Origin of the sequence: Mycobacterium sp. 1245499.0 (genome assembly GCF_001673615.1) — a bacterium.
GTDB classification, from domain to species: domain Bacteria; phylum Actinomycetota; class Actinomycetes; order Mycobacteriales; family Mycobacteriaceae; genus Mycobacterium; species Mycobacterium europaeum_A.
The window spans coordinates 1-23,114 of sequence record NZ_LZMG01000338.1; the positions used below are offsets into that span (position 1 = coordinate 1).

20 protein-coding genes, 3 pseudogenes and 1 riboswitch are annotated in these 23,114 nt (G+C 67.5%); of the genes and pseudogenes, 22 read left to right on the forward strand and 1 reads right to left on the reverse strand.

The genetic code is table 11. The features are described from left to right. From A5646_RS20990 to A5646_RS21085, 20 genes and pseudogenes are all read left to right on the forward strand, one after another. Positions 1-79, forward strand: a pseudogene (locus A5646_RS20990) (type VII secretion protein EsxI); the annotation flags it as partial. A 103-nt stretch (positions 80-182) separates the two neighbouring features. Further along, a complete protein-coding gene (locus A5646_RS20995) occupies positions 183-1,085 on the forward strand; it encodes an ESX secretion-associated protein EspG (protein WP_066870696.1) in 903 nt (300 codons plus the stop codon). 268 nt (positions 1,086-1,353) lie between these two features. Continuing rightward, the gene (gene eccD, locus A5646_RS21000) at positions 1,354-2,865 is read left to right on the forward strand and encodes a type VII secretion integral membrane protein EccD (protein ID WP_067023962.1); all 1,512 of its coding nucleotides are present in this window, start codon (positions 1,354-1,356) and stop codon (positions 2,863-2,865) included. Then, positions 2,843-4,293: pseudogene (mycP, locus tag A5646_RS21005) on the forward strand (type VII secretion-associated serine protease mycosin). The gene eccD and the pseudogene mycP overlap by 23 nt, the downstream one beginning before the upstream one ends. A 19-nt stretch (positions 4,294-4,312) precedes the next feature. Further along, entirely contained in the window at positions 4,313-5,521 is a 1,209-nt protein-coding gene (gene eccE / locus A5646_RS21010; protein WP_066872652.1) for a type VII secretion protein EccE, read from the forward strand. Then, positions 5,518-7,350, forward strand: coding sequence for a type VII secretion system ESX-5 AAA family ATPase EccA5 (eccA5, locus tag A5646_RS21015; RefSeq protein WP_067023965.1), 1,833 nt, complete (start codon positions 5,518-5,520; stop codon positions 7,348-7,350). The genes eccE and eccA5 overlap by 4 nt, the downstream gene beginning before the upstream one ends. Before the next feature lie 125 nt (positions 7,351-7,475). Beyond that, positions 7,476-7,651: riboswitch (M-box (ykoK) riboswitch) on the forward strand. Between the two features lie 282 nt (positions 7,652-7,933). Beyond that, entirely contained in the window at positions 7,934-8,233 is a 300-nt protein-coding gene (locus A5646_RS21020; protein ID WP_066880855.1) for a PE family protein, read from the forward strand. A gap of 18 nt (positions 8,234-8,251) precedes the next feature. Beyond that, a complete protein-coding gene (locus A5646_RS21025; RefSeq protein ID WP_067023968.1) occupies positions 8,252-9,433 on the forward strand; it encodes a PPE family protein in 1,182 nt (393 codons plus the stop codon). A 19-nt stretch (positions 9,434-9,452) separates the two neighbouring features. Then, positions 9,453-10,664, forward strand: a complete 1,212-nt coding sequence (locus tag A5646_RS21030; RefSeq protein WP_067023971.1) for a PPE family protein — start codon at positions 9,453-9,455, stop codon at positions 10,662-10,664. A 17-nt stretch (positions 10,665-10,681) separates the two neighbouring features. Next, positions 10,682-11,017, forward strand: a complete 336-nt coding sequence (locus A5646_RS21035) for a DUF732 domain-containing protein (RefSeq protein ID WP_066872668.1) — start codon at positions 10,682-10,684, stop codon at positions 11,015-11,017. A 1,093-nt stretch (positions 11,018-12,110) separates the two neighbouring features. Beyond that, on the forward strand, positions 12,111-13,376 hold the full coding sequence (locus tag A5646_RS21040) for a PPE family protein (protein ID WP_066872670.1): 1,266 nt from the start codon (positions 12,111-12,113) through the stop codon (positions 13,374-13,376). Between the two features lie 66 nt (positions 13,377-13,442). Next, on the forward strand, positions 13,443-14,846 hold the full coding sequence (locus tag A5646_RS21045) for a PPE family protein (RefSeq protein ID WP_067023973.1): 1,404 nt from the start codon (positions 13,443-13,445) through the stop codon (positions 14,844-14,846). A gap of 39 nt (positions 14,847-14,885) precedes the next feature. After that, complete coding sequence (locus tag A5646_RS21050; protein ID WP_066872676.1) at positions 14,886-15,209, forward strand: DUF732 domain-containing protein; 324 nt, start codon at positions 14,886-14,888, stop codon at positions 15,207-15,209. Between the two features lie 105 nt (positions 15,210-15,314). Beyond that, positions 15,315-15,641 (forward strand): DUF732 domain-containing protein, encoded by a 327-nt coding sequence (locus A5646_RS21055; protein WP_066872679.1) that lies wholly within the window; start codon positions 15,315-15,317, stop codon positions 15,639-15,641. Between the two features lie 166 nt (positions 15,642-15,807). Beyond that, the gene (locus A5646_RS21060) at positions 15,808-17,049 is read left to right on the forward strand and encodes a PPE family protein (protein WP_082984808.1); all 1,242 of its coding nucleotides are present in this window, start codon (positions 15,808-15,810) and stop codon (positions 17,047-17,049) included. Between the two features lie 86 nt (positions 17,050-17,135). After that, positions 17,136-18,530 (forward strand): PPE family protein, encoded by a 1,395-nt coding sequence (locus A5646_RS21065; protein ID WP_067023979.1) that lies wholly within the window; start codon positions 17,136-17,138, stop codon positions 18,528-18,530. After that, complete coding sequence (locus A5646_RS21070; protein ID WP_066872689.1) at positions 18,527-18,844, forward strand: DUF732 domain-containing protein; 318 nt, start codon at positions 18,527-18,529, stop codon at positions 18,842-18,844. The genes A5646_RS21065 and A5646_RS21070 overlap by 4 nt, the downstream gene beginning before the upstream one ends. A gap of 120 nt (positions 18,845-18,964) precedes the next feature. Next, positions 18,965-19,681, forward strand: a complete 717-nt coding sequence (locus A5646_RS21075) for an MgtC/SapB family protein (protein WP_066872826.1) — start codon at positions 18,965-18,967, stop codon at positions 19,679-19,681. A gap of 78 nt (positions 19,682-19,759) precedes the next feature. Further along, positions 19,760-20,713, forward strand: coding sequence for a sterol desaturase family protein (locus A5646_RS21080; protein ID WP_067023982.1), 954 nt, complete (start codon positions 19,760-19,762; stop codon positions 20,711-20,713). Positions 20,714-20,807: 94 nt separating this feature from the next. Next, positions 20,808-21,485 (forward strand): hypothetical protein, encoded by a 678-nt coding sequence (locus tag A5646_RS21085; protein WP_066872695.1) that lies wholly within the window; start codon positions 20,808-20,810, stop codon positions 21,483-21,485. Positions 21,486-21,510: 25 nt separating this feature from the next. Here A5646_RS21085 and A5646_RS21090 read toward each other — a convergent pair whose 3' ends face one another. After that, positions 21,511-21,972 (reverse strand): nitroreductase family deazaflavin-dependent oxidoreductase, encoded by a 462-nt coding sequence (locus A5646_RS21090; RefSeq protein WP_066872698.1) that lies wholly within the window; start codon positions 21,970-21,972, stop codon positions 21,511-21,513. Positions 21,973-22,090: 118 nt separating this feature from the next. On the opposite strand from A5646_RS21090, the gene A5646_RS21095 reads away from it, so the two are divergent. Both A5646_RS21095 and A5646_RS21100 read left to right on the forward strand, forming a co-directional pair. Then, complete coding sequence (locus A5646_RS21095; RefSeq protein WP_067023985.1) at positions 22,091-22,774, forward strand: TetR/AcrR family transcriptional regulator; 684 nt, start codon at positions 22,091-22,093, stop codon at positions 22,772-22,774. A gap of 133 nt (positions 22,775-22,907) precedes the next feature. Continuing rightward, positions 22,908-23,114, forward strand: a pseudogene (locus tag A5646_RS21100) (VOC family protein); the annotation flags it as partial.

The following is a 23,114-nucleotide window of genomic DNA, read 5'->3' on the forward strand; positions in this document are numbered from 1 at the left end:
CTCCCACGGGCAGAAGGTTCAGTCCGCGGGCAGCAACATGGCCAGCACCGACAGCGCCGTTGGGTCCAGCTGGGCCTAACCGCAACTTCAGGCGCGGCAGCACACCGACGGGTGGTGTGCTGCCGCGTCCTGCGGTTACCGTGCAGTTTGGCTTGAAGTATTAGGGACCGATTGGGGAAGTGATGGACCAACAGAGCACCCGCACCGACATCACTGTCAACGTCGACGGTTTCTGGATGCTCCAGGCGCTGCTGGACATCCGGCACGTCGCGCCCGAGCTGCGGTGCCGGCCATACGTGTCTACCGACTCGAACGACTGGCTCAACGAGCATCCCGGCATGACGGTGATGCGCGAGCAGGGCATCGTCGAGAACGACCAGGTGAACGAGCACGTGGCCGCGCGGATGCGAGTGCTCGCGGCGCCCGACCTCGAAGTGGTCGCCCTGTTGTCCCGAGGCAAGCTGGCCTACGGCGTCCTCGATGACGAGAACCAGCCCCCGGGCTCGCGCGACATCCCCGACAACGAATTCCGGGTGGTGCTGGCCCGTCGCGGACAGCACTGGGTGTCGGCGGTCCGGGTGGGCGGTGAGATCACCGTCGACGACGTCGCCGTCGCGGACAGCGCCTCGATCGCGTCCCTGGTGATCGACGCGCTCGAGTCCATCCACCACGCCGAGCCCGCAGCGATCAACGCGGTCAACGTGCCGCTGGAGGAAATGCTGGAAGCGACCAAGTCGTGGCAGGAGTCCGGCTTCAACGTGTTCTCCGGGGGAGACCTGCGCCGGATGGGCATCAGCGCCGCCACGGTGGCCGCGCTGGGTCAGGCGCTGTCCGACCCCGCCGCCGAGGTCGCGGTGTACGCCCGCCAGTACCAGGACGACGCCAAGGGCCCCAGCGCGTCGGTGCTGTCACTCAAAGACGGCTCCGGCGGACGCATCGCGCTGTATCAGCAGGCCCGCACCGCGGGTTCGGGGGAGGCGTGGCTGGCCATTTGTCCGGCGACCCCGCAGCTCGTGCAGGTCGGCGTCAAGACTGTGCTCGACACACTTCCCTACGGAGAGTGGAAAACGCACAGCCGGGTCTGACATTCCCGCGAAACACAGAGTTCACCAATGTCTTTGCACTCAACATGCGGTTGAGCTGCGAACACGGCATACTTCTCTCAAAGACATCAGCAAATCTCAAACGGGTGTCAACGACAACTCTTAATCGCAAGGCGAGGCAGATGGAATTCCACTTAGTCGGAATGGACTTGGCGGGGGGCGCCAGCACCTCGACGGGTACACCGGCGCAGGCCCGCGCGCGACTGGCGGCACGGGCTCACACATTCATCACGATAGGGAGTGCAGGGCGATGACTGCGGTAGTCGAAGTACCACAGCCTGACGTAGAAGGAATCTCGCAGCCTCAGGCAGTCGTCGTCGGCGTGATGGCCGGCGCGGGTGTCCAGATCGGCGTCCTGCTCGACGCCAACGCCCCCGTCTCGGTGATGACGGAACCGTTGCTGAAGGTGGTCAACAGCCGGCTCCGCGAACTCGGCGAGACCCCGCTGGAGGCCTCCGGCCGGGGCCGCTGGGCGCTGTGCCTGGTGGACGGTTCGCCGCTGCGGGCCACCCAATCGCTGAGCGAGCAGGACGTCTACGACGGCGACCGGTTGTGGATCCGGTTCATCCCGGACACCGAGCACCGCTCGCAGGTCATCGAGCACATCTCCACCGCCGTCGCGGCGGATCTCAGCAAGCGCTTCGCCGCCATCGACCCGGTCGTGGCGGTGCAGGTCGGCGCGACGATGGTGGCTGTCGGCGTGACGACCGCCGCCGGCCTGCTCGGCTGGTGGCGCTGGCACCACAACTCCTGGCTGCCGACCGTCTACGCGGGCGTGATCGGCGCAGTTGTGCTCGGCGTCTCGCTGATGCTGCTGATGCGGGCGACCACGCAGCAGGAACGGCGCGTCGGCGACACCATGCTCTTGAGCAGCCTCGCCCCCATCTCGATCGCGGCGGCGGCCGCGCCGCCGGGCGGCGTCGGATCCCCGCACGCGGTGCTGGGTTTCGGCGTCCTCACCATCGCCGCGATACTGGCGCTGCGCTTCACCGGGCGCCGGCTTTCGATCTACACGGCGATCGTCACGGTCAGCCTGATCGCGGCGGTGGCCGCGCTGGCGCGCATGGTCGCGATGACCAGCGCCGTGACGCTGTTCACCTGCGTCGTGCTGGTGTCCGTCATGATCTACCAGAGCGCGCCGGCCATCTCGCGCCGGCTGGCAGGCATCCGGTTGCCCGTCTTCCCGTCGGCCACCAGCCGGTGGGTGTTCGAGGCCCGACCCGACCTGCCCACCACCGTGGTGCGCTCCGACGGCGGTCCGCCGGTGCTGGAGGGGCCCGCCTCGGTCCGCGACGTGCTGACCCAGGCCGAACGCGCCCGGTCCTTCCTGTCGGGTTTGCTGATCGGGCTCGGCGTGCTGATGATCGTCTCGCTGACCGCGCTGTCGGATCCGCACACCGGACAACGCTGGCTGCCCGTCCTGCTGGCCGGCTTCAGCGCGGGCTTCCTGATGCTGCGCGGCCGCTCGTACGTCGACCGCTGGCAGGCGATCACCCTGGCCGGAACGGCCGTGCTGATCGTCGGTGCGGTGGTGTTGCGTTACGCGCTGGTGCTGCAGTCGCCGCTGGCGGTGTCGATCAGCGCGGCGATCCTGGTGCTGCTGCCGGCCGCGGGACTGACATCGGCGGCCGTAGTGCCGAACACCGTCTACAGCCCGCTATTCCGCAAATTCGTGGAATGGATTGAATACCTCTGCCTGATGCCAATTTTCCCGCTGGCATTGTGGTTGATGAATGTCTATGCAGCTATCCGCTATCGCTAACGGCAAGGTGTGGCGTGGTCGCGCGTGCGCCGCGACCCTCGCCGCCGCGCTGCTCGCCTCGGGCGCGTTAGCCGGTCTGCCGCCGGCGTACGCGATTTCGCCCCCGACGATCGACGCGGGCGCGGTGCCGCCGGACGGTCCGCCGGGACCGGGGGCGCCGATGAAGCAGAACTCGTACTGCACCGAGGTCGGTGTGCTGCCGGGGACCGACTTCCGGCTGCAACCCAAGTACATGGACATGCTGAACCTGCAGGAGGCGTGGCAGTTCGGTCGTGGTGCCGGCGTGAAGGTGGCCGTCATCGACACCGGCGTGACGCCGCACCCGCGGTTTCCGCACCTGATCGCCGGCGGTGACTACATCATGGCCGGCGACGGCCTGTCCGACTGCGACGCGCACGGCACCATCGTGGCGTCGATGATCGGGGCGGCCTCGGCCAACGGTGCCGGGGTGCCGCCGGCGGCGCCGCGAACGGACCCGGAGGAGGCTGTTGCTCCTGCGGCGGCGGCGGAACCATCGTCACGGTCTGCGGCACCGGTGACGAGGATCCGCAGACCTCGGCGAAGATCGACAACGTGCAGACGATGGCGCGGGCGATCGTGCACGCCGCCAACATGGGGGCTCAGGTCATCAACATCTCCGACGTGACCTGCATGAGCGCGCGCAACATCATCGACCAGCGCTCGCTGGGCGCGGCGGTGCGCTACGCGGCCGTCGACAAGAACGCCGTCATCGTGGCCGCCGCGGGTGACACCAGCAAGAAGGACTGCAAGCAGAACCCGCCGCATGATCCGTTGCAGCCCAACGATCCTCGCAACTGGAACGCGGTCACCACGGTCGTGACGCCGTCCTGGTTCAGCGACTACGTCCTGACGGTCGGGGCCGTGGACAACGACGGCCGCCCGCTCAGCCAGGGCAACCAGGGTCAGGCGTCGACGAGCGTGGCCGGGCCGTGGGTCGGGATCGCCGCACCGGGAACGGACGTCATCGGTCTGTCGCCCCGCGACGACGGCCTGATCAACGCGATCGACGGACCCGACAACACGCTGCTGGTCCCGTCCGGCACCAGCTTCTCGGCGGCGATCGTGTCCGGGGTCGCCGCGCTCGTGCGGGCGAAGTTCCCGCAGCTATCGGCGTATCAGGTCATCAACCGGTTGACGCGCACCGCCCGGGCGCCGGCACGCGGCGTGGACAACCAGGTTGGTCACGGTGTCGTCGACCCGGTGGCGGCTTTGACCTGGGACGTGCCCGACGGTCCGGTGAAACCGCCGCAGCAGCTGTCGGCACCCCTGAACATTCCGAAACCCGTGCCGCACCGGGATATGGTGCCAGTGTGGGTGGCCGCCGGCGGCTTGCTGGGGGCGCTACTCATCGGCGGCGGAGTGTTCGGTACGGCGATGCTGATGAAGCGATCGCGGAAACAGCAATAGGGGCGGAGCAGCAACACTCATGAAGGCTCAGCGCAGATTTGGGTTGTCGTTAACGTGGCCGCGGCTGACCGCGGTGTTCTTGGTCGACGTGGTGATCATGGTGGTGGCCAGCCACTGCCCCGAGTCCTGGCAGGGCACGTATCGCATCGCGTTCTGGGTGGGCGTCGGTCTGGCCCTGCTGGTGACGCTGCTGTCGCTGGTCACCTATCACGGGCTGACGGTGACCTCGGGGTTGGCCACGTGGCTGTGGGACTGGTCCGCCGACCCGGGTTCGGCGCTGGCCGCCGGCTGCACCCCGGCCCTCGATCACCAACGCAAATACGGGCGCGACACGGTCGGCGTGCGCCAGCACGACGGCCAGTTGGTCACGGTGATCGCGATCAACGGGGGTGACGAGGAGTCGGCCTCGCGGCTTCGGCACCGCAATTCGCCCCCCACGCTGCTGGTGTCGGCGGTCGCGTCGGGACTGCGCCAGTTCGACATCCACCTCGACGACATCGACATCGTGTCGGTGAAGGTCCGGCGCGGCGGCCCCGAAGCCAGAGCCGCGGAGTTGTCCAAGCTGGACGACTGGGGGCCCGAAGAGTGGGAGGTGGCCCACGACCAGCCCACCTCCTACATTCGCCGCACCTGGCTGGTGTTGCGGATGAACCCGCAGCGCAACGTCGCCGCCGTGGCCGCCCGCGATTCGCTGGCGTCCACCCTGGTGGCGGCCACCGAGCGGCTCGCCCAGGACCTCGACGGGCTGACCTGTGCGGCCCGGCCGTTGACGGCCGACGAGCTCGCCGAGGTCGACCGGGCGGTGCTGGCCGATCTGGAACCGACCTGGAGCCGTCCCGGGTGGCGACGCCTCAAGCACTTCAACGGTTTCGTCACCAGCCTGTGGTTGTCGCCGTCCGACATCACCACCGAGAAGCTGGACGAGCTGTGGGACGACGAGACCGTCGCGACCGTGCTGACCATCCGGCTCACCTCGCGCGGCGGCCGGCCGCAGGTATCGGCTTGGGTTCGCTACCACACCGAGAAGCGGTTGCGCAGGAACGTCGCGTCGGGGCTCAACCGTCTCACCGGACGCCAGCTGGCCGCGGTGCGCGCCAGCCTGCCCGCCCCCACGGCGCGCCCCCTGCTGGTGGTGCCGAGTCGTCCACTGCGCGCCGACGATGAAGACCTTGCGTTATCCGTCGACCAGCTGCGAGGGAGCTCGGCGGGCGTACCTGTAGCGCAATGACGAGGCCGCAATCCACCGCTGAAGGCGCCCGCAACGCGATGGTCGCCGGCCTGTTGGCCTCCGGCGTCTCGGTCAACGGGCTGCAGCCCAGCCACAACCCGCAGGTCGCGGCGCAGATGTTCGCCACCGCGACCAACCTGGATCCGGGCATGTGTGACGCCTGGCTGGCGCGAATCCTGGTGGGGGAGCAGAGCATTGACGTGCTCTCCGGCGCGTGGTCGTCCATCCGGACGTTCGGTTGGGAGACTCGCCGCCTCGGGGTCACCGAGCTGCAGTTCCGTCCCGAGGTCTCCGACGGGCTGTTCCTGCGGCTGGCGGTGACCAGCGTCGAGACGTTGGCGTGCGCGTACGCCGCGGTCCTGGCCGAAGCGAAACGCTACGAGGAAGCCGCGAAACTCATCGACAGCGTCGAGCCCCGCCAGCCCGTCGACGAGGAACTCGTCAGCTACGTGCGCGGCGTGCTGTACTTCCGCACCGCTCGGTGGCCGGATGTGCTCAACCAGTTCGCCGAGGGCAAGAGTTGGCGGCAGCCCGAGCTGAAGGCCGCGGGTGCGGCGATGGCCACCACGGCGCTGGCTTCGCTGGGTGTGTTCGAGGAGGCCTTGCGCCGCGGTCAGGACGCCATCGAAGGTGACCGGGTGCCCGGCGCGGCCAACATCGCCCTGTACACCCAGGGGATGTGCCTGCGGCACCTCGGCCGCGAGGACGAGGCCGTCGAGTTGTTGCGGCGGGTGTACTCGCGAGACCCGAAGTTCACGCCGGCCCGCGAGGCGCTGGACAACCCCAACTATCGGCTGGTCTTGACCGACCCGGAAACGATCGAGGCCCGCACCGACCCGTGGGACCAGGACAGCGCGCCGACCCGGGCCGAGACCGAGGCCGCTCGTCACGCCGAAGAGGCGGCGAAGTACCTGGCCGAGGGCGACGCCGAGCTCAACGCCATGCTGGGCATGGAACGTGCCAAGCGCGAGATCAAGCTCATCAAGTCGACGACCAAGGTGAACCTGGCGCGCGCCAAGATGGGCCTCCCGGTGCCCGTGACCTCGCGCCACACGCTGTTGCTCGGACCGCCCGGCACCGGAAAGACCTCGGTGGCAAGGGCTTTCAGCAAGCAGCTGTGCGGGTTGACCGTGCTGCGCAAGCCCGTGGTGGTGGAGACCAGCCGCACCAAGCTGCTGGGGCGGTACATGGCCGACGCGGAGAAGAACACCGAGGAGATGCTCGAGGGCGCCCTCGGTGGCGCGGTCTTCTTCGACGAGATGCACACGCTGCACGAGAAGGGTTACCAGCAGGGTGACCCGTACGGCAACGCGATCATCAACACGCTGCTGCTGTACATGGAGAACCACCGCGACGAGCTGGTGGTCTTCGGCGCCGGTTACGCCAAGGCCATGGACAAAATGCTGGAAGTGAATCAGGGTCTGCGACGGCGGTTTTCGACCGTAATCGAGTTCTTCAGTTACACCCCGGACGAGCTGGTCGCGCTGACACGGTTGATGGGCCAGGAGAACGAAGACGTCATCACCGATGAGTCGGCCCAAGCGTTGCTGCCGTCGTACACAAAGTTCTATCTCGACGAAAGTTATTCCGAGGACGGCGATCTCATCCGCGGCATCGATACGCTCGGCAACGCCGGTTTCGTGCGCAACGTGGTGGAGAAGGCCCGGGATCACCGCAGTTTCCGTCTGGACGACGAGGACCTGGATGCGGTGCTGGCCAGCGACGTGACCGAATTCAGCGAACGTCAACTGCTGCGGTTCAAGGAACTGACGCGGGAGGATCTGGCCGAGGGTCTCAGCGCGGCGGTCGCCGAGAAGAAGGCGGACTAACCGGGTCCTGGCCCGTCCGGTGGCCGCCATTGCGCGCGGCCCCCAGGTGAAGGGCGCGTGAACCGTTGGGGATGCGTTGTCCTTCAGCTTGACTCGACGACCGCCGAGTGCCACCATGGCCAATGCAAGCACCTCGCTAGGTGAGGCGTCTGCACGGACATAGGCCACTGACCTCGAACGTCGAAAGACGCCCAGGGTCAGGACAGCTCTTCCCGGATTAAGGGTTGAGCCCAAGTGGCTTCCGGCTTCAGGTAGCCGGATACGCCGTGTGGTGCCGAAGCTCTGACGAGAGGGGTGCCGCAGCCGGCCGTTTCGCCTGGTTGCTCCTCCCCGTGTGCACCGTGTGGCACCCCTGCGTGCCCTGGCTTGGAGGAGGTGAGAGCGACGTGAGTCCCGACGACAGTCCGTATTCCAGATCGATGACCATTTCGCTTCGATCCGACCTCGGCATCGATATTTCCTGAATTGGCTTGTATTTAGCCACCTTTCGTAACGCGCGCGCTCACTGACGTGTGGCGCTGATGCGCGCCCCGGCGCGGCCAGGGATCCTGGCTCGCCTCCTTTCTTGGTGGGGAGATTTGTGATGAACTTTGTTACCGCACAGCCTGATTCGCTGGCCGTCGCCGCCAGCCGGCTGCAAGAGATCGGTTCGGCGCTGACCGCGCAGAGCTCGGCCACCGCGGCCCCGATGACCGGGGTGGTGCCTGCCGCAGCGGATGTGGTGTCGATGCTGACGGCGGCGCAATTCGCCGGACACGGCCAGCTGTTCCAGGCGTTGAGCGCTCAGGCAGCGGCGCTGCACGAGAACTTCGTGATCACCTTGCAGGCCAGCGCCGGCTCGTATGCGGCCACCGAGGCCATCAACGCAGCCTCGGCCCGCTGACATCGTTGGAAATGCATCATGTTGGATTTTGCGGCGCTGCCGCCGGAAATCAACTCGGCCAGAATGTATTCCGGGCCCGGATCGGGCCCAATGCTGGCCGCCGCCGCGGCATGGAGCACGATGGCCGCGGAGATGCGCTCCGCCGCAGCCGCTTACGGGTCTGTGGTGACAGAGCTGACCGGTTCGGGTTGGCTGGGGCCGTCCTCGATGTCGATGTTGGCCGCGGCCGCGCCCTATCTGGCCTGGCTGGACGGCACCGCCACGCAGGCTGAGGAGGCCAGCGGCCAGGCGTTCGCGGCAGCGTCCGCCTTCGAGTCGGCCTTTGCCATGACGGTGCCACCGCCGGTGATCGCGGCCAACCGCGCTCAGTTGGCCGCGCTGGTGGCAACCAATGTGTTCGGCCAGAACACGCCCGCGATCGCGGCCACCGAGGCGCAGTATGCCGAAATGTGGGCGCAGGATGCGGCCGCGATGAACGGCTACGCCAGCGCTTCGAGCACCGCGTCCCAACTGGCTCCGTTGGCTGCGCCGCCGTCCACGGCGAGTACCGACGGGGTGGCGGCGCAGGCGAACACCGTGGCCCAGGCGGCCCAGACGCCGGCGGGTTCGGTGCAGTCGGCAGTGTCGTCGGGCGGGGGCGGTATCTCGTCGCCCGGTTCGGTGTCGTCGTATCTGGCCGGCCTGCTGAGCGGATCGGATAATTCCGCTTTCGGTACGTTCACGAACGGCAACTTCTTCAGCACGGCCGTGGTCAATGGCGCGCTGGCCGGCGGTCCCTTCAACCCGCAGTTCATCATTTCCTCGGTCCAGGGCGTCCTGGCGGCCCAGCATGCGACGACGCTGGGGGGCCTCGCGGATTTCGCCGCCGACGCCGAAGGCATCACGAGTGCCGACCTGGCGTCGAGCACGGTGGGGTCGGCCGGCCTCGGCGGCGCGTCTGGCGGGGTGGGCAATGCGCATCTGGTGGGGTCGCTGTCCGTGCCGCAGAGCTGGACGTCGACGGCCAATATCAACCCTGGTCAAACGGCCGTCCAGGCCATCGGCGTCACCGGTCTCACCGACGCGACGGCAGCCCCGGCCGCGGGCGGGCCCGGAGGTGTCGCGGGGCCGGTGGGTAGTACCGGTCGGCGACTGCGCCGCGCCATCCCCAAGTACGGGTTCCGGCCCGTCGTCATGCCACGTCCGCCGGCCGCCGGCTGAGAACTCTGGAGAAGATGTCATGTCGCTATATGCGGGATTGCCACCCGAAATCAACTCGGCCAGAATGTATTCCGGCCCCGGCTCGGAATCGATGCTGACCGCCGCCGCCGCGTGGAACGCCATTTCCGCTGAAATGCGTTCCGCTGCAACCAGTTATGAATCGGTGATCGCGGCGCTCACCAGCGAGTCCTGGTTCGGACCGTCCTCGGCGAAAATGTCGGCGTCGGTGGCACCGTTCGTCGAGTGGCTCAACAACACCGCCGTCCAGGCGGAGCGGGCCGGTACCCAAGCCAACGCCGCCGCGGCCGCATACGAGGCCGCGTTCGCCGCAACCGTGCCCCCGGCCCTCGTCGCGGCCAACCGCACGCAGCTGACCAACTTGGTGGCGAGCAACCTGTTCGGCCAGAACACTGGATTGATCGCGGCCAATGAGGCCCAATATGGCGAGATGTGGGCGCAAGACGCCGCCGCGATGACCACCTACAGCACCGCCTCGCGCGCGGCAACTCAAATGACCCCGTTCCAACAGCCGCGGTCCGGCACCACCGGCGGCGGCATCGCGCAGCAAGCCGCCACGGTCGCTCAAGCCAACGCCGCGACCGGCGCCAGCGACCCGTCGGGGGGACTGCTTGCATGGCTGGGACTCGCGCCCAACACCAACGGCTCCGGCCAGCCCGGGCTGGCGGGACTCATGAACTTTTTGGATGGATCCGACGGCAACGTATTTGGGAGCTTCCTCAACAACGCCTCGGTCGCAAACTTGTCCAACGCGTTTACCACCAGCGGGTTGTTGAACCCGACGTCGTTCGTCGATTCGGCGGTCAACATGAATTCCATCTCGTCCTTGAATGCGGTAGACGCAAGCACGTCGGGACTGGGGGTGCTGGCCGCCGGCCTTGGGGGCACCGCCAACCTGGCGTCGGTGACCGCGCCCGGCGTGGCAGCGGTAGCCGGCGTCGGACAGGCGAGTCTGGTCGGGGCCCTGTCGGTTCCGCCGGCCTGGGGTGCGGCTGGAGCGGCAATCACGCCAGTGGCGGCGACGACCCAGATCGGCCTCGGCGCTTACCACGGCTTCGGCTCTGCCACCCCGATGGTGATGGAACAGGCCGGGGCAGTCGGCATGCCGGGTGTGCCGCTGGCGGGCCTCCCCGGTGGGCACGAGGACGAGTTCTCCGAGCCGATGTACGGGTTTCGCCCCCGCATCATGGGTCGCCCACCGGCCGCCGGATAAAGCGAGGGAATTCCGACATGAGGTACCTACCGATTCTGACCGCCGTCATTGCCGTGGTCGGCACGGCAATACCAGCGCACGCCGACTCCGACGACGACGCATTCCTTGCCGCGCTCAACAAGGCGGGTATCACCTACTCGAACCCCGACCGCGCGATAAAGGCGGGGCAAAAGGTATGCGACTTGGCCAACTCAGGGACCACGGAGCTCGACATCATCAGGGACGTCCATGAGCTCAACCCGGCGTTTACCGCAGCAAAATCCGCCCTTTTCGTCCAGGCCGCCGCCAGCGCCTACTGTCCCGACCGTCTCTCCACCAGCGATGGCGGAACGAACCCGCACAGCAGTGGCTAACGCCCACACCGGAGGCTGACGAACGCCGGGTGGCGCGTCGCTGACGTCGTCGCCCTGCCCAATCCGCTCCGGGGGACGGGCCGGCTTCGTGATGCCCCGGCCGTCGATCCCTTATCCGGCGCGCGATCCACAATGGCGGGCTGTTCGGCAACGTCTTATCGTCCGTTGTCGCTGCTTCCAGTGAGACCGGAAGTCGGCAGTGATCTGCAGAAACGGCCTTCCAGGAAACTGCCAGTAGCTAATCAGTGCTACAGCAGAGTGACCGCGTCTACTCGTATGAGGGAACCTGAGGAGAACGGTTGTGACGATCAATTATCAGTCCGGCGCTATAGCTGCCCGAGGTGCTTTGATCCGCGCCCGGGCCGCGCTCTCGGACGCCGAATATCGGGCCGTCGTTCGTGATGTGCCGGTTACTACCGGTGCCGTGGCGCGCCGCTGCTCGGCTCGCCAGTCGGAAGGTCACCACGGGCGTCGGTCCTTAAGTTCCAGTTACCTTCCGCGGCAATGCCGGAATGTCCGGGGCGCTATTCCGACGGTCCGCACAATATCGCGCTTAATGATTCCTTGAACCGATATAGGAGGTTGTGAAGATTCGCGATCGGAGACAACAGCGGTAGCTTCTGAGCGTAGTTTATAGCGTCGGCAACGGTGCCGGCTACGCATTCAGAATACGCGAGTTAGACATTCACGGATTGAGTTGTATCAAGCCGTCGGTTGATGCTGCCCATATTTGGCTTTACCACGTGATTTACACCACTAACTCAACGTTGCTATGCAGCGTTCTCACACTGGTCAAGCCGTTGCAAACACATTTGTTTAACAAACGTTTACCTGATGGGAACGCCCACCGAATAAGCGTTGGTCAGCATCGTCAGTGCAATAGCAGCGTGGCTTGACCAGTTGTTCATATGCCATTCGGGCATCCATTTACAGCTAGGAGCGGTATGGCTTTGTTGCCTGCAGCACATGAGGTTTGTACATGTGTCTTATAACAATTCCGTCGCACTCCTTGCGAGGTGTCGCCATTGTGTCGATGTCGCGGCCATGGAGCGCTGCGTGCGCCAGCCGCCAGATGAGGGATCGGAGGCCCTAGATGTTGGATTTCGGGGCTTATCCGCCGGAATACAACTCGGGGCGGATGTACGTCGGTGCGGGCTCGGGGCCGCTGCTGGCCGCTGCCGCGGCATGGGATGAATTGGCCGCCGAGCTGCAAAGCACCGGGGCGTCGTACAGCTCGACCATCGAGACGCTTGCAACGGGACCGTGGACGGGACCATCCTCGATCGCCATGGCGGCCGCCGCCGCACCCTACGTGGCCTGGATCCATGCCACCGGCGCGCAAGCCGAACAGGCAGGCGCCCAGGCCAAACTCGCGGCCGGCGCCTACGAGGCCGCCTTCGCCGCGACGGTTCCGCCGCCGGTGATCGCCGCCAACCGCGCCCTGCTCGCGACGTTGATCGCGACCAACATCCTCGGCCAGAACACGCCGGCGATCGCCGCCACCGAAGCCCACTACATGGAGATGTGGGCGCAGGACGCCGCCGCGATGTACACGTACGCGGCCACCTCAGCTAGTGCCGCTCAGCTGACCCCGTTCGTCGAGCCCCCGCGGACCACCAACGATTCGGCGGGCCCCACGCAGGCGGCCGCGGTCGCCCAGAGCACCGGGCAGTCAAGCTCGAACACCGCCAGCCACCTCGCGCAACTGAGCAGCACGATGCAGCCCGCGGCGCAGGCCGCGAGCAACGCCAGCAGCACGACAACGGCGGCGTCCGGTTCGTCACTCACCCTGCCGAGTGCGATAACGAATTGGAACGAGTTCTGGTCGGTCGCCACCGGGCCGTTCTCCCCGCAGTCCTGGACCAGCATCCCGGGCGGTCCATTCCTGTCATTCGGCCAGGCCTACGCCTGGGGGCAGAACGGGCAAGGCGCCGCCGCCTATCTAGCGGGGCCCAAGGCCATTTCCGGGGCGTTGGCGCCGCTGACCAGTGGCGCCAACGCCGTCAAACCCGTGCTCAGCTCCGCGGTCGGGGCGGGGCAGGTATCCGGGTCGATGGGCAAAGCCGCTCTGGTGGGCAGCATGTCGGTGCCGCAGGGCTGGACCGAGGCCGCCCCCGCGATCCGAACCATCGCCCAGGTGCTGCCCACCAACATGGCCGCGGCGCCGGCCGCACTGGCCGGTGAAGAGGGCGTGTTCAGCCAGATGGCCCTGTCCAGCCTGGCCGGACGCGCCGTCGCAGCCGCCGCAACCCGGCCCGCCGGCGGTGCCGCCTCGGCAGCGGGTTCGCTGGGCGGCGTTGCCGCCGAGGCCGATCCGGCCGCGGCCACCATCATCGTGATCCCGTGCATCGAGGAGTGATCGCGATGACGCAATCGCACCGCAGCCAATCACCGACCGTCCGGACGCGAAGGTAGGGGTACGAAGATGTTTTACGGAGCCTTTCCACCCGAGTTCAATTCGGGCCGGATGTACAGCGGTCCGGGCGCGGGGTCTTTGGTGGCCGCGGCGACGGCCTGGCAGAACCTGGCCACCGAATTGCAGTCCACCGCAACGTCTTACTCGTCGGTGCTCTCCAGCCTGACGGCCGGGCCCTGGGTGGGACCGTCATCGCTGGCGATGGCGAGCGCGGCCGCCCCGTACGTCGCCTGGATGCAGCAGACCGCCGCGCAGGCCGCCCAATCCGCGATCCAGGCCACCGAGGCCGCGGCCGCCTACGAGACCGCCTTCGCCGCACACGTGCCGCCGGCGGTGATCGCCGAAAACAGGGCCCTGCTCGCACAGCTGGTGGCCACCAACCTGTTCGGGCAGAACACGTCGGCGATCGCCGCGAATGAGGCCCAGTACAGCGAGTTCTGGGCTCAAGACGCCACCGCCATGGACACCTACTTCGCCTCGTCGGCGACGGCGTCCAACAACCTGACGGAGTTCAGCCCGGCGCCCAAGACCACCAACGAGGCGGCCGAGCCGATGCAAGCGGCCGCGGTGAGTTCGGCGGCCAGCACCCCCGCCGCCAACGTCGCGAACACCGCGGCAAGCGCCGCCACGACCACTCTGCCCTACAGCGGATTGTTCTCGGGCCCGGCGAACCTCGCCTATCTCTACAACCAGTTCGTCACAAATCTTTTGAACGGCCTGCCGGGCGGGTCGAGCTTCTATACGGGCTTGTACAACGCCGTGAAGGTGCCGCTAGGCCTGACCACGCAGTTCAACGACATCGGGTTGCTGGTCAACTTTCCGTTGTCGCAATGGCTCAAGTTCGCCCCGCCCATCGGGTATGGGGCGCTGCCGAAAGACGCCCTGGGCGCCGGGCTGGGGGCGTTGGGCTTCGGCCGCGGCACCCTGTACAGCTCGATCACCCCGATCGCCGGCATGGGCAACGCCGGCACCCTGGTCGGAAAGCTGTCCATCCCGCCGAGCTGGGCCACGTCCACCCCGGCCATCAGAACGGTTGCGGCCGCGCTGTCGGCGGCCGGAACCGAAGCCGTGCCCGCGGCCGCGCTGGGCCAGGGGAGCCTGTTCAGTTCGATGGGGCTGGCTGGGATGCTCGGTAGCGCCGTCGGCTCCGGTGGACCCACGGTGGCGCGTGCCGGTGTGCGCAACCGGATGACTCCCATCAAGAACCTCAAAGACAAGCAATCACCGGAACAGCTGAAACGCCTTGTCGCACAGATCTCGGAGCAGCCTGAAACCGTCCAGCACCACAACGTCGATCAAGAGAACCTCGACGCGCTGCTCGAGCAGCTGGCCAAGAAGCCGGGCATCCACGCGGTGCATCTGAAGAAGGGCGACAAGTCAAAGGTCATACCCGCCGATGCCCAATTGGGTTGAGCGGCACGGACAATCCGCCACGACGGAAAGGTGATAGCGATGAAAAGACTACTGGCGCTGCTTGGCGTCGTTGTGATGATCGGGTTGGCCGCACCGGCGTACGCGGATCCTCCGCCGGTGCCCGACGGGGACGACGGCGGCTTCGTCGCCGCGCTGCAGCAGGCCGGCTTCAGCTTCAGCAGCCCGGGGTCGGCCGTCGCCGCCGGCAGGGCGGTGTGTTCGTGCTTGAACAACGGCGAGTCGGGCCTCGAGCTGGTCCACGACGTGAAAACCCACAATCCCGGGATGGACATGGAGATGGCGTCGAATTTCGCCGTGCTTTCCGCGAAGTACTACTGCCCCCACCAGCTTTCCAAGGCCTGACGCCCGCCCGCGGCGCTGACCTGTGAAACACACTGCAGCTCAACATGTCTGCGAAGCGCCGCGCGCCGCTGCGGTCATCTCCTGAACATGGGACAATCACCGGTCATGAGACTGCTGCTCGCGCTCGGCGTCGGCGTTTCGGCCGCGATCGCGCTGGCCCCGCTCACCCATGGCGACCCGGCGGCACCCGGCGTCGACGAGGCCGGTTTCCTCGCCTCGCTGCGCAGCGCGGGCATCACCTACTCGACCCCTGACGGGGCGATCAAGTTCGCCAAAGCGGTGTGCGTGTCGATGGGCAACGGCGAATTCGGCCCGCAAATGCTGGACGAGCTCAAGAGTGAAAACCCCGGGCTCACCAATGATCACGCCACGTCCTTCCTGGCGATCGCGGCGAAATACTATTGCCCGCAGCAACTCTACGCAAAACGCTGACCTAGCGACGGCGGGTTCGACCGCGGCGGAGCACCTCTCCAATCACATGAAACATAGATATGTTCCGCCTGTGAATCCCATGAATTCCATTTGAGCCGGAGCTTGTTTGCCGGCTGGTGGCGTATGCGCTCCTACCCTGGCGCCAGAGGAGGACGGGAGGCAACGGGTGGACTTTGGGGCGCTGCCACCAGAGGTCAATTCGGGACGGATGTACGTGGGCGCCGGATCGGGGCCCTTGCTGGCCGCCGCCGCGGCATGGGACGCGCTGGGAGCCGAGCTGTATTCCTATGCGGCGGCATACAGTTCGACGATTTCGGGCATGACCATCGGGTCCTGGTTTGGACCGGCGGCGACGTCGATGAGTGCCGCCGTCGCCCCGTATGTGGCATGGGCAAACCAGTTCGCTGCCCAGGCGGAACAGGTCGCGATGCAGGCAAGGCTCGCTGCCATGGCCTACGAGACCGCGTTCGCGGCGACCGTGCCCCCACCGGCGATCGCCGCCAACCGCAGCCTGTTGATGACGCTGATCGCCACGAACATCCTCGGCCAGAACACCGCGGCCATCGCGGCCGCCGAAGCGGAGTACGCCGAGATGTGGGCCCAGGACGCCGCCGCGATGTATGCCTACGCCGCCGCGTCGGCTGCGGCCACCCAGTTGCCGCCCTTCGCTGAGCCGCCGCGGACGACTGATTCGTCCGCGGTGGCGAGGCAATCCGCAGCGCTGGCGCAGAACGCCGCGTCGGACGTCGCATCCCAGCTGCCGGCGCTGATCGACGCGCTGCCCACGATGCTGCAAGGCCTGGCGTCGACCCCTTCGGCGGCGGCGGCGACGCCGGCGGCATCGATCATCGAAGCCATTTACCCCATCACCGCCGCCCTCAGGCCATTTTTCGCCGCCATCACCGGCGCCTACAGCCCCATCGGGGCGATCATCTTGCCCGGCGGCTGGTGGCTGCTGTCCCTGCAGGCCTTAGGGCTGGCCCAGAACGCGCCGGGTGTCGCCGAACTGCTCGGCGGCGGGAAGGCCATCGCCGGCGGGTTGTCGCCGCTGGCTCCGTTGCGGGGCGGCTACGTCTCCGCGGTGACACCAGAGATCGGGGGCGTAGCGGGGTCCATGGGCCGCGCGACCCTGGTCGGATCGCTGTCGGTCCCGCAAGGCTGGGCCGCAGCCGCGCCCGTGATGAAGACAGTCGCCTCGGTACTGCCGAGCGCGAGTACGGGGCCAATCCCGACGATCCCCACGACGCCGCAAGGGGTGATGTTCGGCGAGATGGCCGCGGCGAGCCTGGCCGGACGCGCTTTGGCGGGCGCCGGTGTGCGCACCGTCAGCAATGGCACCACCGGCCTCGCGGCGGCGGCCGATGGCGTTGCCACCACGGCCACAATCATTGTGGTACCGGCGGATTGAGCGGACCTTCGACATGACACCTCGGACGGCACCGAACCATCGCACCATGGAGAACGCGCCATGCCCGCGGTGACCAGGGCGCCGCGATGAATTTCGCTCTCCAGCCACCCGAGATCACCTCTGGCCAGATGTACCTGGGTCCGGGGGCGGGACCGATGCTGACGGCCGCCGCCGCGTGGGACGCGTTAGCGGCCGAATTGCAGTCGGCCGCATCGTCTTACAGTTCGGTCATCGAGGGGCTGACGAACGAGGCGTGGGCCGGCCCGTCGGCGGTCGCCATGGCCGCCGCCGCCGCGCCGTACGCGGCCTGGATGTCGACGATCGCGGCGCAGGCGAAGACGGCGGCCATCCATGCGACGGCGGCCGCGGCGGCCTACGAGAGCGCCTTCGCGGCGGTGGTGCCACCGACCGCGATCGCGACCAATCGCGCACGATTGGCAATGCTGTTGGCCACCAACGTTTTCGGGCAGAACACCACCGCGATCGCCGCAACCGAGACCGAATACGGCGAAATGTGGGCGCAGGACGCCACCGCGATGTTCGGCTACGCCAGCGCGTCTGCCGCCGCCACCCGGCTGACCCCGTTCACCAAGCCACCCCAGACCACCAACGCGACGGGAATCGCCGCCCAGTCGGTCGCGGTGGGCCAGGCCAGCGCTTTAGCAAGCGGTACCGGTGCGGCCGCGGACGCCGCGTCCCCACCGTCGGGCATCATCAGCCAGCTACTCGAGGCCCTCGGCAGCGCTTCCCGCGGCTACATGGAGTTCTGGGACCAGGTGCTCAACACCCTCACGGGTTCCCCGCTGGCCGGCACGACGTGGCAGAACACCTTCGGCATCCTCGCCGACATCGGCCGGTTCAGCACGGTCGCCAACGACAGCATGAGCCCGATCAACCTCGCCATGACCGAGTTCAAGATGTTCTACAAAGTCCCGGTCGAGGGCATGGAAATCCCGAAGTCCGCCTTGGGTGCAGGGCTCGGTCTGCGGTCGGCCGGCGCGGGCCTGACCGGCGCGGTATCAGCCGGCGTGGGCGAGGCGAACGTTGTGGGCAAATTGTCGGTGCCGCCGACCTGGGCCTCGGCGACCCCGGCGATCAGGCTGGCCAGCAGCCTTCCGGCCGCCGGCCTGGCCGCGGCCCCCACCGCCGCGATCCCAGGCAGCCTGCTCGGTCAGATGGCACTGGGCAGCCTGACCGGGGGCGCCCTCGGCGCTGTCGCGCCGCAAGTAGTGGGCGGCAGGGGCGTCGGGGCCGGCGGTGCCACGAAGAGCACCGCCCCCGTCAAACTCGACGACGTCATCGCGAAGTTGCAAAAGCAACCGGAAGCCGTGCAGCACTGGAATGTCGATAAGGCCGGCCTGGACGCTCTGCTCGACCAACTGTCGACAAAGCCCGGCATCCATGCGGTGCACGTGTCCAGTGGTGACAAGCCCACGGTGACCCCGCCCGACGCCCCGGTCAGGAGGGCGCGAACGGTATGAGACTCCTACTGGCGCTGCTCGGCGCCATCGGCACGATCAGCTTCGCGGCGCTCGCGCATGCCGAGCCCGAGGGGGACGATGGGGCGTTTCTGGCAAACCTCGACAGTTCGGGCATCACCTACAGCAGCCCCGGCCAGGTCATCGCATCCGCCAAAGCCGTATGCGGCTTGCTGGGCAGGGGTGAAACGGGTTTGCAGGTCGTCAGCGACATCAAGGATCAAAACCCCGGCATGACGATGGACGCCGCGGCCAAATTCGCGGCGCTCGCGTCGAGCGCCTACTGTCCGCACCACCTGACGCCCAAAACCGGTTAGCCCGGGCTCGCCGTTCGCGGGGGATACTCCCGACGTCGGCGATTCGGTCGGCTCCACTTGCCGTTAACCCGGATCTGGTTAGCTCCCTTCGCCGTCTTGCAACCGGGAAGGAGCGTGTCGTTGGAGACGTTGAGCGCCCTCGATTTCGCGCTCCGGCTCGGCGTCGGCGTCGGCTGCGGCGCCCTCATCGGCCTGGAACGGCAATGGCGGGCGCGTCGGGCCGGGCTGCGCACCAACGCGCTGGTCGCCGGAGGCGCCACCCTGTTCGTCCTGTACGCGGCCGCCACCTCCGACAGCAGCCCGACGCGCGTCGCGTCGTATGTGGTGTCCGGTATCGGTTTCCTCGGCGGTGGGGTGATCCTGCGGGAGGGCGTCAACGTCCGTGGCCTGAACACGGCCGCCACATTGTGGTGCTCGGCGGCGATCGGCGTGCTGGCGGCTTCCGGGCACCTGGTGTTCGCGTTGATCGGCACCGCCACCGTCGTCGGCATTCATGTCCTGGGACGCCCGCTCGGCCGGCTGATCGATCGCGACAACAGCGCCGAGGAAGACGAAAGCCTGCTGCCGTATCTGGTCCAGGTGATCTGCCGTCCCAAGCACGAGAAGTACGCCCGCGCCCAGATCGTCCAGCACGCCGGCAGCAACGACATCACGCTTCGCGGGATCCACACCGGCAACCCGGACGGCGATGAGGTCGCGCTGACCGCGCACCTGCTGATGAACGGCGATGCCCCGGCGCGGCTGGAGCGGCTGGTGGCCGAACTGTCGCTGCTGCCCGGCGTCCGCGCGGTGCAGTGGTATGCCGGGGACGAAGCGCAGTCCGACGATCGTCGCTGATCGACGCGCCACCGCGGGGCGGCGCCCGACCGACCGGGGCGAGGTGAATACCGCGGCGCTCGTCGTAGTCTTACCTGTGTGAGCGCTCTCTCAGGCTTCCTAGCCGCGCTGCCTCCGCAGATGCGGGATCCGGTGCTGTTCGCCGTGCCGTTCTTCCTGCTGCTGTTGACCCTCGAATGGACCGCCGCCCGAAAGCTGGAACATCTGACGGCCGAGGGAGCCGACGCCGTCGACGCCGCGCGGCCGGCGTCGGGAGCGCACCTGACCCGCGACTCGATGGCGAGCATTTCGATGGGGCTGGTGTCGGTGGCCACCACCGCCGGCTGGAAGACGCTGGCGCTGTTCGGCTACGCGGCGATCTACGCCTACGTGGCGCCCTGGCAGCTGCCCGCGACCCGTTGGTACACCTGGGTGATCGCGATCCTCGGTGTGGACCTGCTCTACTACGCCTATCACCGGATCGCGCACCGCGTGCGGTTGATCTGGGCGACGCACCAGGCCCATCACTCCAGCGAGTACTACAACTTCGCCACCGCGCTGCGCCAGAAGTGGAACAACAGCGGCGAGATCCTGATGTGGATACCGTTGCCGCTGTTGGGGATTCCACCGTGGATGGTGTTCTTCAGTTTTTCGCTGAACTTGATCTACCAGTTCTGGATCCACACCGAGCGCATCGACAAGCTGCCGCGTCCGTTCGAGTTCGTCTTCAACACGCCGTCGCACCACCGGGTGCACCACGGAATGGACAAGGTGTATCTCGACAAGAACTACGGCGGCATCTTCATCGTCTGGGACCGGCTCTTCGGCACCTTCCAGCCCGAGCTGTTCCGGCCGCATTACGGGCTCACCAAGCGCGTGGACACGTTCAACATCTGGACGTTGCAGACCCGCGAATACGTCGCGATTGCCCGCGACTGGCGCTCGGCGACGCGCCTGCGTGACCGGTTGGGGTACGTGTTCGGCCCGCCGGGCTGGCTGCCGCGGGCGGCCCGTCCGGCCGACGCCACCACCCCGCTCGTGACCTCGCTGTAACATTTGCGCGGGCCGGCGCGAAAAGCTGAGCGTGGAGGAGGGTTACGCCGTAACCCCCGCCTCCCGTCAGTATCGGCCCGATGGATCGGAGTTCATGGTGCATCGACTGGCAACGCGCGCATTCGCCGCGTCGACTACTGTCGCAGCGCTCGCCTCCTTACTGCCGGCCGCGCAGGCCAAAGCCGACGTCATGGTGTACCCGGGCATGGAGATACGCCAGGACAACCGGGTGTGCACGCTCGGCTACGTCGACCCCGCTCTCAAGATCGCATTCACCGCGGGCCACTGCCGTAGCGGGGCCGGAGTGGTGACGGACCGGGGCGGCGCCGTCATCGGCCGGATGGCGGCCTTCCGGGACAACACGCCCAGCGGGACGACGGTGTCCACCAGCCAGACGATCAGCGACTACGAAGCGATCGTGCTGGACAACAGCGTGACGGCGAACAACATCCTGCCGGGCGGTCGGCCGCTCGTCTCCGACCCCGGGCTGGCGCTCGCGCCCGGACAGCCCGTCTGCCATTTCGGCGTGATCACCGGGGAAACCTGCGGGACGGTGGAAAGTGTGAACAACGGCTGGTTCACCATGTCGCACGGCGTGCAAAGCCACAACGGCGATTCGGGCGGACCGGTGTACCTGGCGCCCAACGGCGGCCCGGGACAGATCGTCGGGATCTTCAACAGCGTGTGGGGTGACCTGCCCGCCGCGGTGTCGTGGGGGGCCACGTCGCAGGAGGTCCGCGAGGATCTCGGCGTGCGCGACAACGCGCACTAGGTCATTGCGTGCGCGACAACGCGCACTAGGCCAAGCCGGCCGCGCCGATCGGGGTCAGCGCGAACACCGGAATCGAGGGAGCGGCGGCGCGGAACTGCTCGTCGGTGCTGTCCGGGGTCAATCCGGCGACGTACCCCTTGACCTGCCAATACCACCGGGCCAGATAGCGCCTCAGCAGCTCGGGCTTGGCCGCGTCATCGACCTCGCTGACCCGGAGGCTGCGCCGGTGCCAGCGGGGGCCCACCTCGACGACGGCGGCCGCCCGGACATTGCGGGCCCACTGGGTGTTGCCGCGCGGGGAGACCAGGTAGTCGACGCCGTCGACGGTCAGCAGGTTGATCACGACGGCGCGCGGCTTTCCGGTTTTGCGACCGCGCACCCGCAAGGCCCGGGTGCCGGCGATGCTGATCCCCGCTTCGGCCAGCCAGCGGATGACCCGGTTGGCGGCGCGCGCGGCCCGGTTCGGTTCTTCGTATCGCGTGGACATGTCGTGGCCTCTCAGCAATCCCGATCGAAACGAGAGCGATGCTCTCTGTTTCGCCGATGCTGCCACGACTCGCCGCGGAAAGCAAGAGCGGTGTTCTCGGTCGTGACAGACTGGCGGCGTGGGCAAACGCCAGGAATCGCGCGAGCAGATCGAGGCGCGCATCATCGAACTCGGTCGCCGCCAGTTGGTCGACCGCGGCGCCGCCGGACTGTCGGTGCGTGCGATAGCCCGCGACCTGGGCATGGTGTCCTCGGCGGTGTACCGCTACGTGTCCAGCCGCGACGAACTGCTGACCCTGCTGCTCGTCGACGCCTATTCCGACCTGGCCGATGCCGTGGATCGCGCCCGTCAGTCGGTCGGCGACCTGTGGAGCGACGATGTCGTCGCCATCGCGCGAGCCACCCGGGAGTGGGCCGTCGCGCACCCGGCCTGCTGGGCCCTGCTGTACGGCAGTCCCGTGCCCGGATATCACGCGCCGCCCGAGCGCACGGTTGCGGTGGGTACCCGGGTGGTGGCGGCGCTGTTCGACGCGGTCGCGGCGGGAATCGCCACGGGTGACATCCGGCTAACCAATGATGTTGCCCCGCAACCGATGTCGTCGGACTTCGAACGGATCCGTCAGGAATTCGGGTTCCCCGGTGACGACCAGGTGCTGGCCAAGTGCTTTTTGCTGTGGGCGGGTGTGCTCGGCGCCATCAGCCTCGAGGTATTCGGGCAATACGGCGCCGACACCCTGACCGACCCGCAGGGCGTCTTCGAGGCCCAGCTGCGGCTGCTGGTGGACGTACTGGGCCGGTACTGACGGGCGCGGCGGCCGCCGGCAAACCATAATTAGAACGTGTTCACCCGGTGATCAGGCAGCCCGAGCAGCCGGCCACGGCAAAGTCATTCGGCCCCTTTCTGGCGGCCCGGCGGCTGGACTATTGTGCGAGACGATGACGCTTCCCCTCGAATCACCGACGCAGATTGCCTGGGTCACCGGCGACCTGGATGCCACCGAAACGGCCCTCACCGGCCTGTTAGGGGTGCGCAAGTGGGTGCGCATACCCGAGGTGCACTTTGCTCCGGAGGCGTGCAGCTACCGCGGCGAGGCCGCCGACTTCTTTGCCAGCATCTCGCTGAGCTACCTCGGCGACATGCAG

What these genes read in the sequence shown, in the direction of transcription:
- A5646_RS20995 (WP_066870696.1), top strand. Translation starts at nt 183, where the DNA reads ATGGACCAACAGAGCACCCGCACCGACATCACTGTCAACGTCGACGGT.
- eccD (WP_067023962.1), top strand. Translation starts at nt 1,354, where the DNA reads ATGACTGCGGTAGTCGAAGTACCACAGCCTGACGTAGAAGGAATCTCG.
- eccE (WP_066872652.1), top strand. Translation starts at nt 4,313, where the DNA reads ATGAAGGCTCAGCGCAGATTTGGGTTGTCGTTAACGTGGCCGCGGCTG.
- eccA5 (WP_067023965.1), top strand. Translation starts at nt 5,518, where the DNA reads ATGACGAGGCCGCAATCCACCGCTGAAGGCGCCCGCAACGCGATGGTC.
- A5646_RS21020 (WP_066880855.1), top strand. Translation starts at nt 7,934, where the DNA reads ATGAACTTTGTTACCGCACAGCCTGATTCGCTGGCCGTCGCCGCCAGC.
- A5646_RS21025 (WP_067023968.1), top strand. Translation starts at nt 8,252, where the DNA reads ATGTTGGATTTTGCGGCGCTGCCGCCGGAAATCAACTCGGCCAGAATG.
- A5646_RS21030 (WP_067023971.1), top strand. Translation starts at nt 9,453, where the DNA reads ATGTCGCTATATGCGGGATTGCCACCCGAAATCAACTCGGCCAGAATG.
- A5646_RS21035 (WP_066872668.1), top strand. Translation starts at nt 10,682, where the DNA reads ATGAGGTACCTACCGATTCTGACCGCCGTCATTGCCGTGGTCGGCACG.
- A5646_RS21040 (WP_066872670.1), top strand. Translation starts at nt 12,111, where the DNA reads ATGTTGGATTTCGGGGCTTATCCGCCGGAATACAACTCGGGGCGGATG.
- A5646_RS21045 (WP_067023973.1), top strand. Translation starts at nt 13,443, where the DNA reads ATGTTTTACGGAGCCTTTCCACCCGAGTTCAATTCGGGCCGGATGTAC.
- A5646_RS21050 (WP_066872676.1), top strand. Translation starts at nt 14,886, where the DNA reads ATGAAAAGACTACTGGCGCTGCTTGGCGTCGTTGTGATGATCGGGTTG.
- A5646_RS21055 (WP_066872679.1), top strand. Translation starts at nt 15,315, where the DNA reads ATGAGACTGCTGCTCGCGCTCGGCGTCGGCGTTTCGGCCGCGATCGCG.
- A5646_RS21065 (WP_067023979.1), top strand. Translation starts at nt 17,136, where the DNA reads ATGAATTTCGCTCTCCAGCCACCCGAGATCACCTCTGGCCAGATGTAC.
- A5646_RS21070 (WP_066872689.1), top strand. Translation starts at nt 18,527, where the DNA reads ATGAGACTCCTACTGGCGCTGCTCGGCGCCATCGGCACGATCAGCTTC.
- A5646_RS21085 (WP_066872695.1), top strand. Translation starts at nt 20,808, where the DNA reads ATGGTGCATCGACTGGCAACGCGCGCATTCGCCGCGTCGACTACTGTC.
- A5646_RS21090 (WP_066872698.1), bottom strand. Translation starts at nt 21,972, where the DNA reads ATGTCCACGCGATACGAAGAACCGAACCGGGCCGCGCGCGCCGCCAAC.